This is a genomic window from uncultured Oscillibacter sp. (assembly GCF_910579365.1).
Lineage (GTDB): Bacteria > Bacillota > Clostridia > Oscillospirales > Oscillospiraceae > Oscillibacter.
Genome location: NZ_CAJTUX010000059.1, coordinates 8,965 through 16,127 on the forward strand (window position 1 = coordinate 8,965; position 7,163 = coordinate 16,127).

The following is a 7,163-nucleotide window of genomic DNA, read 5'->3' on the forward strand; positions in this document are numbered from 1 at the left end:
GACGTGCGGGTTCAAGTCCCGCCTCGCGCACCAGCTCAGAAATTCCCCTTACCGTTGCGCTTCCCGCCTTTGGCGGAAAGCTCCGCCGGACGGGGAATTTCTTCGCTTTCAGCCGCGATTCGCTTCGCTGGATTCGCGGCTGAGGGGGACGGGGAATGCGTGGTGTGTGTTGGCGGACTGGTGAGGCTGGGGAGGATGTAGAGTTTCCTTTGGGTTTTCCTTCGCTTTTTTGGGTTTGGGGAGACTTCTTTGGCGGCGAGTGGGATAAGTTTCCGCGGCCGGCGCATACTACCTCCATTCTTGGAGGTGCGCATGGATAGATTATCGGACAACTACATGGACAACGTCCGCCTGTTTGACCAGGCCCTGGGGGCCGGGCGCAGCGTGGATATGGTGAGCCGGGATTATGTCATCGCCGGACGCAGGGCGCGGCTTTGGGTGGTGGACGGCTATGGCAAGGACGAGACGCTGGAACGTATGGGAGCCTTCTGGCTCTCCCTTCCGCCGGACGCCCTGCAGGGCTTGACGCAGATGCAGGACTTCGCGGACCGCTTTGTTACCTTCTCAGAGGTGGACGTCGGCTTCGACCCGGAGGAGCTTACCACCTCCGTCCTCATGGGCAAGACCTTGCTGCTGGTGGAGGGACTTCGGGGCGGAGCCCAGATCGACGCGAAGGAGTACCCCGGCCGGGGCGTGGACGAGCCGCCGGACGGCAAGGTCCTCCGGGGGTCCCACGACGGCTTTGTGGAGGCGGTGGTGCCCAACATGGCCCTGATCCGCCGCCGCATCCGGGACAGCCGCCTGACCATGGAGGGCGTGAAGGTGGGGAAGCGCTCTCACACCGACGCGGTGCTGTGCTACCTGGAGGACAAGGCGGACCCGGAGCTTCTGACAGCCCTGCGGGAGAAGCTGGCGGCCATCGACGTCAACTCCCTCACCATGGCTCAGGAGAGCGTGGCGGAGGCCATCCGCCCCAAGCAGTGGTACAACCCCTTCCCCAAGGTCCGCTATACGGAGCGGCCCGACAGCGCCGCCGCCAGCATCATGGAGGGCAGCGTGGTGCTGATGATCGACAACTCCCCCTCCGTGATGATCCTGCCCACCACGTTCTTTGACTTCACCCAGGAGGCCAACGAGTTCTACTTCCCTCCTCTGGTGGGCACCTACCTCCGGCTTCTGCGGATCATCGTGTTTTTGATCTCCCTGCTCATCACCCCCACCTGGTATCTCATGGTCAAGGAGTCCGGGCGGCTGCCGGAGTGGCTGGAGTTCCTCTCCTCCCCGGAGCCCGCGTCCTTGGGCCTTTTGTGGCAGCTTCTGGTGGTGGAGTTCCTGATCGACGTTTTGAAGCTGGCGTCCCTGAACACGCCGGACTCCCTCTCCAACTCCTTTTCCATGCTGGGGGCGCTGATTCTGGGAGACTTCGCCGTCCAGGCCGGGTGGCTGGGGCCGGAGGTGCTGGTGTATATGGCCTTCGTGTCCGTGGCCAGCTTTGCCCAGCCCAGCTATGAGATGGGCTACGCCTTCAAGCTGCTGCGGGTGGCGCTGCTGCTGCTGACGGCGGTCTTCGACGTCTGGGGCTACGGCTTCGGCATCCTGGGCATCCTGGTCCTGCTGGGCACCACCAAGCCCCTGGTGGGCAAGGGGTATCTCTACCCCCTGATTCCCTTCAACGGGCGGGCCCTGCGGCGGCTGATTTTCCGGGAGCCCATTCACCGGGACAATACCTGACCATGTTCGGCAGCCTGGTTTCGACAGCCTGCGCGCCCGTCCGGCAAAATTCCCCGCCGGACGGGCGGTTTCCTGAAAAAATGTCTTTACATTCCGTAGCCCTTTTGGTAGACTATACGTTGCGTATAAGTTTGGTAAAGGAGCTTTTATCATGAGTTCTGAATTTTCCCGCACCCTCTCCCTGCTGCGGCAGGAGAAGGGCGTCAGCCAGCGGGTGGCCGCCGGGGCGCTGGGTATTTCCCAGGCCCTCCTCTCCCACTATGAAAACGGCATCCGGGAGCCGGGGCTGCCCTTCGTCGTCCGGGCCTGCGACTACTACAACGTCTCCGCCGACTTCATCCTGGGCCGCACCCTCTCCCGGGAGGGGAACATGCTCACGGAGCAGGACATTCTGGACGCCTCGGAGCCCAAGAACAGCCTGCGGGGCAGCGTCCTGGCCACCTTGCAGAGCAAGCTGCTCTCCGGCGCGGTGGGCGTTCTCTTCGAGCTTTTGGGCAAACTGGGGGACAAGGCCGCCATCAACGCCGCCGCCGCCTATCTGGGCAGCGCCGTCTACCAGCTCTACCGGCACCTCTACCGCGCCTCCGGCGCCAACGAGGGCTACTTCGCCCTGGACCCCGGGGCCTGCGGCCTGGGGCTGGCGGGGGCGGATATGAAACTGTCCGAGGCCCGCTACGCCGCCGCCCTCCGGGAGCTGAAGGCCCGGAAGACGGAGTTCCCGGACCTGTCCTCCCCGGCCATCAACGCCGCCTATCCCGGGCGCTGCCAGAGCCTGACCCAGGTTCTCAGCACCTCCGACGCGAGGCTGACCGCCCTGGCGAGACAGCCGTGACATGAACTTTCAATCCTTTGGCTTTCTGGCCTTCCTGGCCGTCACGGTCCTCCTCTGCCTGACCGCCGCCCGGCGGAACCGCCGCGCCGCCGCAGGGGGGCTGACGTTGGCCTGTTTGTTCTTCTACATAGTCGGGGGCGGGTGGCCCTCGCTGCTGGCGCTGGGGGCGGGACTTGCGGTGTCCGCCGCCGCCCTCCGGTTCCTCACGGCGGAAATCCGGGTCCTTCCGGGAGGGGACGGGCCCCGCGCCCAGGCGTGTCCCCGCTCCCCCGCTCAGCGCCGCCTCTGCCTGGCGCTGGCGGCGGCGTGGCATCTGGGGGTGCTGGCGGCGTTCAAGTACGCCGGGTTCTTCACCGGCGGGGCGGTCTCTCCGGGGTGGGTCCCCCTGGGCCTCAGCTTTTTTACCTTCCAGCAGCTCTGGCTTTTGAAGGAGACCTACACCGGCGGCTTCCGTCCCGTCCCGTGGGACTGCCTGCCCCTCTATGCCTTCTTCTTTCCCACCGTGGTCTCCGGGCCGATTTTGAAGCCCCAGGCCTTTTTCCCCCAGCTCCCAGGGGAGCGGTTCCTGCGCCCGGAGGGGAGGGACTTCGCCGCCGCCTTTTACGCCATAGCCATGGGCATGGCGAAGAAGGTGCTGCTGGCGGACAACCTGGGCGTCGTCGTAAACGCCGGGTGGGAGCGGGTCCCGGAACTCTCCGCCCCCGGCGCGTGGATGGTGATTCTGGGCTATACCCTCCAGCTCTATCTGGACTTTTCCGGCTACTGTGACATCGCCGCCGGGGCGGCCCGTCTTCTGGGCCTCCGGCTGCCGGTGAACTTCAACTCCCCGTACCGCAGTCTCTCCGTGGGGGAGTTCTGGAAGCGCTGGCACATCACCCTTACGAGCTTCCTGCGGGAGTGCCTCTACTTCCCCCTGGGGGGAAGCCGGAGGGGGACGGCGCGGACCTATTTCCACATCCTTCTGGTCTTCCTGGCCAGCGGACTGTGGCACGGGGCGGGGTGGACCTTCCTGATCTGGGGCGGCCTCCACGGTCTGGCCCAGATTCTGGAGCGGGCCTGGGGCAAAGGCCGGGACCGGCTTCCCAGGCTTCTCCGCTGGGCGCTGACCTTTGCCTTCGTCAACGGGGCCTGGGTCTTCTTCCGGGCCCCCGGCGTGCCGGAGGCGCTGGGGCTGCTGCGCTGTGCCGTGACGCTGGACCTCCGTCCCCCGGCCCCCTGGCTGATGGAGGACGTGTTTTCCAAGGAGGCGGCGGCGCTGCGGATGGTGCTGCCCGCCGTGAAACCCTGGATCAGCCCGGCGCTGGCCTACGCCCTTCTGGGCGCGGCCCTGGTCACGGCCCTGTGGCCCCATAACACGGCGGAGCGGATGGACCGCTTCCGCCCCACGGCCTGGCGCTGGGGAGCGCTGGCGCTGCTGGCGGCGTGGTCCGTCCTCTCCTTCACCGGGGTGACCACCTTTATCTACTCCAATTTCTGAGGCGAGCTATGAATGAGATTTACGCGCGCTGGGCCCGGCGCTTCCTGGCGGCGCTGCTGGCCCTGCTGGCTCTGTGCGGCGGAATCGTGTACGCCGTGGACCCCTGCCTGTATTACCGGATGCCCGCGGCGTGGCAGCCCGTGTTTTTCAACGAGCGCTATCAGGCCGCCGGCATGGCGAAAAACGTCCCGGCGGACACCGTCCTCCTGGGCACCTCCATGGCCGCCAACTACCGGGCCAGCTGGATCGAGGAGTTCTACCAGACCTCCGGCCTGCGGATCACCGTGCCGGACGGCTATTTCAGCGAGTTTGACCAGGTGATGGACCTCCTCTTCCGGGAGGAGGGACCCGGGCGGGTCCTCTTCGCCCTGGACCTGAACGCCCTCATCCGGGGGGAGGAGGAGCTGACGGACGCCATGCCGGATTATCTCTACAACCGCAACCCCCTGGACGACGTGAAGTACCTTCTGAATAAGGACTCCCTTTATTACAGCCTCTTCGTCCTCTGGACCAACCGCCGGGGCGGCGGCCAGACCCTGGACGAGGGCTTCACCTGGGACAAAACCACCCGATGGGGGCGGTATGAGACCCTGCGGACCTACCAGCGCCCGCCGGTCTCGGAGGAGACGGTCCCCGAGGACGCGTATCTGGACGCGGTGGAGGGGAATCTGGCGGTGATGGAGGGGTGGTTCCAGGCCCACCCGGAGACGAAGTTCGAGGTGTTCCTCTCCCCCTACAGCATCCTGGCGTGGGACCGCGCCGTCCGCCGGGGGGACCTGGACGCCCGGCTGAAGGCTGTGGAGCGGACCTGTGAGGCGCTGGCGGAGTATCCCAACGCCCGGCTTCACGCGCCTCTTTTCGCCGGGGGGATGGTGACGGAGCTGAACAACTACTGCGACTATGTACATCACTCCGGCGAGGCGGGAAAGTGGGTGCTGGGGAACGTCTGCGGCGAGAAGTTCCTGCTGCAACCGGAAAATGTGAAAGAGACCCTGGCGCAGTGGCGGGCGTTTGTGGTACACTACGACTACGACGCGCTGTGGGACCAGGAATTCTGGGACCAATGGTATGAGACCCACGACCAGCCGCCGGCGTGGTATGAGGGCTGAGGGCTGCCGCCGATAAAAATAAGGGGAGGTTTTTGGGTATGAAAAAATGGATACCGGTGTTTCTTGCCTTTCTCATTGGCGCGGCTGTCGGGATACTGTTTGTGCTGCCGGGCTTTCAGAAGAGGACGGACGTTGATCTGCAAACGTTTTCTGTCTCTGACGACGGGTCTATCGTCACGGTACAGACGTTTCCCGAGGGTTCCATGGGCTTCATCCGGGCCATGGAGGCCAAGCAGTTCGGCGATGAGATCCACTGCTCCTTTTACTGCGCCTTCGGCGGGCTGAACAGCAGCATTGGGTCAGAATACAGGTTTGACATTCAACTGGATGATTCCGCCGAACGGATATACTTCGACCGGGGGACAAGTCCCGACGTTCTAGTCCTGGAGCGGGACCCGGACACCGGCGTGTGGGCGGCGGTGTACCCCCATCTTCCGCAAGTATGACACCATCAAGACTTCCCCAAGGAGGCTTTTTCCTATGATAAACCAAGACCATATCCGTAATTTCAGCATCATCGCCCACATCGACCACGGCAAGTCCACCCTGGCGGACCGGCTTCTGGAGAAGTGCAACGCCGTCAGCCAGCGGGAGATGGAGAGCCAGCTTCTGGACAACATGGACCTGGAGCGGGAGCGGGGCATTACCATCAAGGCCCGGGCCGTCCGGCTGAACTACACCGCCGCCGACGGGGAGACCTATGCCCTGAACCTCATCGACACCCCGGGACACGTGGACTTCAACTATGAGGTGTCCCGCTCCCTGGCCGCCTGCGAGGGGGCCGTGCTGGTGGTGGACTCCACCCAGGGCGTGGAGGCCCAGACCCTGGCCAATACCTACCTCGCCATGGAGCACGACCTGGAAATCCTCCCGGTGTTCAACAAGATCGACCTCCCCGCCGCCGACCCCGCCAGGGCCAAACAGGAGGTGGAGGACATCGTCGGCCTGCCCGCCCTGGACGCGCCGGAGATCTCCGCCAAGATGGGCGTCAACATCGACGCCGTGCTGGAGGATGTGGTGAAGAACGTGCCGCCTCCCTCCGGGGACCCGGACGCCCCCCTCAAGGCCCTGATCTTCGACAGCCAGTACGACAGCTACCGGGGCGTCATTGTTTACATGCGCCTGATGGAGGGCCGCCTCCGGGCGGGGCAGACGGTGAAGATGATGGCCTCCGGCGCCTCTTACCAGGTGGTGGAGTGCGGCCACCTGCTGCCCCTGGGGCTGGAGCCCTGCGAAAGCCTTCAGGCGGGGGAGGTGGGCTATTTCACCGCCTCCATCAAAAATGTGAAGGACACCCGGGTGGGCGACACCGTGACGGACGCCGCCGCCCCGGCGGCGGAGGCCCTCCCCGGCTACCGCCCCGTGCAGCCCATGGTCTACTGCGGCATCTACACCGAGGACGGGTCCAAGTACCCCGACCTCCGGGACGCCCTGGAAAAGCTCCAGCTCAACGACGCGTCGCTGAGCTTTGAGCCCGAGTCCTCCGTGGCACTGGGTTTCGGCTTCCGCTGCGGCTTTCTGGGCATGCTCCACATGGAGGTCATCCAGGAGCGGCTGGAGCGGGAGTTCGACCTGGACCTGGTGACCACGCTGCCCTCCGTCATCTATGACGTTTATAAGACGGACGGCAGCCTCGTGCGGGTGGACAATCCCCACAACTACCCGGACCCGGCCTCCATCGAGCGGGCGGAGGAGCCCTATGTGAAGGTCTCCATCATCTCGCCCAACGACTACGTGGGCAACATCATGCCCATGTGCCAGGACCGCCGGGGGGAGTTCAAGGACATGCAGTACCTGGACACCCACCTGGTGGAGCTCCACTATCAGATGCCGCTGAACGAGATCATCTACGACTTCTTCGACACGCTGAAGGCCAATACGAAGGGCTACGCCTCGCTGGACTATGAGCTCTCCGGCTACCGGCCCAGCGAGCTGGTGAAGGTGGACCTCCTCCTCAACGGGGACCAGGTGGACGCGCTGAGTTTCATCGCCCACAAGGACAAGGCCTATCCCC

6 protein-coding genes and 1 tRNA gene (1 of these 7 running past the window's edge) are annotated in these 7,163 nt (G+C 64.8%); all 7 read left to right on the plus strand.

Annotated features, from left to right (window positions below):
• Window positions 1-33 (plus strand) — tRNA-Leu (locus QZ329_RS11935) (it extends 155 nt beyond the left edge of the window).
• Window positions 34-312: 279 nt separating this feature from the next.
• A complete protein-coding gene (locus QZ329_RS11940; protein ID WP_295752887.1) occupies window positions 313-1,731 on the plus strand; it encodes a spore germination protein in 1,419 nt (472 codons plus the stop codon).
• A 151-nt stretch (window positions 1,732-1,882) separates the two neighbouring features.
• A complete protein-coding gene (locus QZ329_RS11945) occupies window positions 1,883-2,563 on the plus strand; it encodes a helix-turn-helix transcriptional regulator (RefSeq protein WP_295752888.1) in 681 nt (226 codons plus the stop codon).
• Window position 2,564: 1 nt separating this feature from the next.
• The gene (locus QZ329_RS11950; RefSeq protein WP_295752889.1) at window positions 2,565-4,040 is read left to right on the plus strand and encodes an MBOAT family O-acyltransferase; all 1,476 of its coding nucleotides are present in this window, start codon (window positions 2,565-2,567) and stop codon (window positions 4,038-4,040) included.
• Window positions 4,041-4,048: 8 nt separating this feature from the next.
• Window positions 4,049-5,149 carry a hypothetical protein gene (locus QZ329_RS11955; protein ID WP_295752891.1) on the plus strand — a complete coding sequence of 367 codons (1,101 nt, stop codon included), beginning with the start codon at window positions 4,049-4,051 and terminating at the stop codon, window positions 5,147-5,149.
• A 38-nt stretch (window positions 5,150-5,187) separates the two neighbouring features.
• On the plus strand, window positions 5,188-5,595 hold the full coding sequence (locus tag QZ329_RS11960; protein ID WP_295752893.1) for a hypothetical protein: 408 nt from the start codon (window positions 5,188-5,190) through the stop codon (window positions 5,593-5,595).
• A 34-nt stretch (window positions 5,596-5,629) separates the two neighbouring features.
• Window positions 5,630-7,163 (plus strand): translation elongation factor 4 (gene lepA, locus QZ329_RS11965; protein WP_295752894.1); only part of this gene is annotated, 1,534 nt, incomplete at its 3' end.

What these genes read in the sequence shown, in the direction of transcription:
- QZ329_RS11945 (WP_295752888.1), top strand. Translation starts at nt 1,883, where the DNA reads ATGAGTTCTGAATTTTCCCGCACCCTCTCCCTGCTGCGGCAGGAGAAG.
- QZ329_RS11960 (WP_295752893.1), top strand. Translation starts at nt 5,188, where the DNA reads ATGAAAAAATGGATACCGGTGTTTCTTGCCTTTCTCATTGGCGCGGCT.
- QZ329_RS11950 (WP_295752889.1), top strand. Translation starts at nt 2,565, where the DNA reads ATGAACTTTCAATCCTTTGGCTTTCTGGCCTTCCTGGCCGTCACGGTC.
- QZ329_RS11940 (WP_295752887.1), top strand. Translation starts at nt 313, where the DNA reads ATGGATAGATTATCGGACAACTACATGGACAACGTCCGCCTGTTTGAC.
- QZ329_RS11955 (WP_295752891.1), top strand. Translation starts at nt 4,049, where the DNA reads ATGAATGAGATTTACGCGCGCTGGGCCCGGCGCTTCCTGGCGGCGCTG.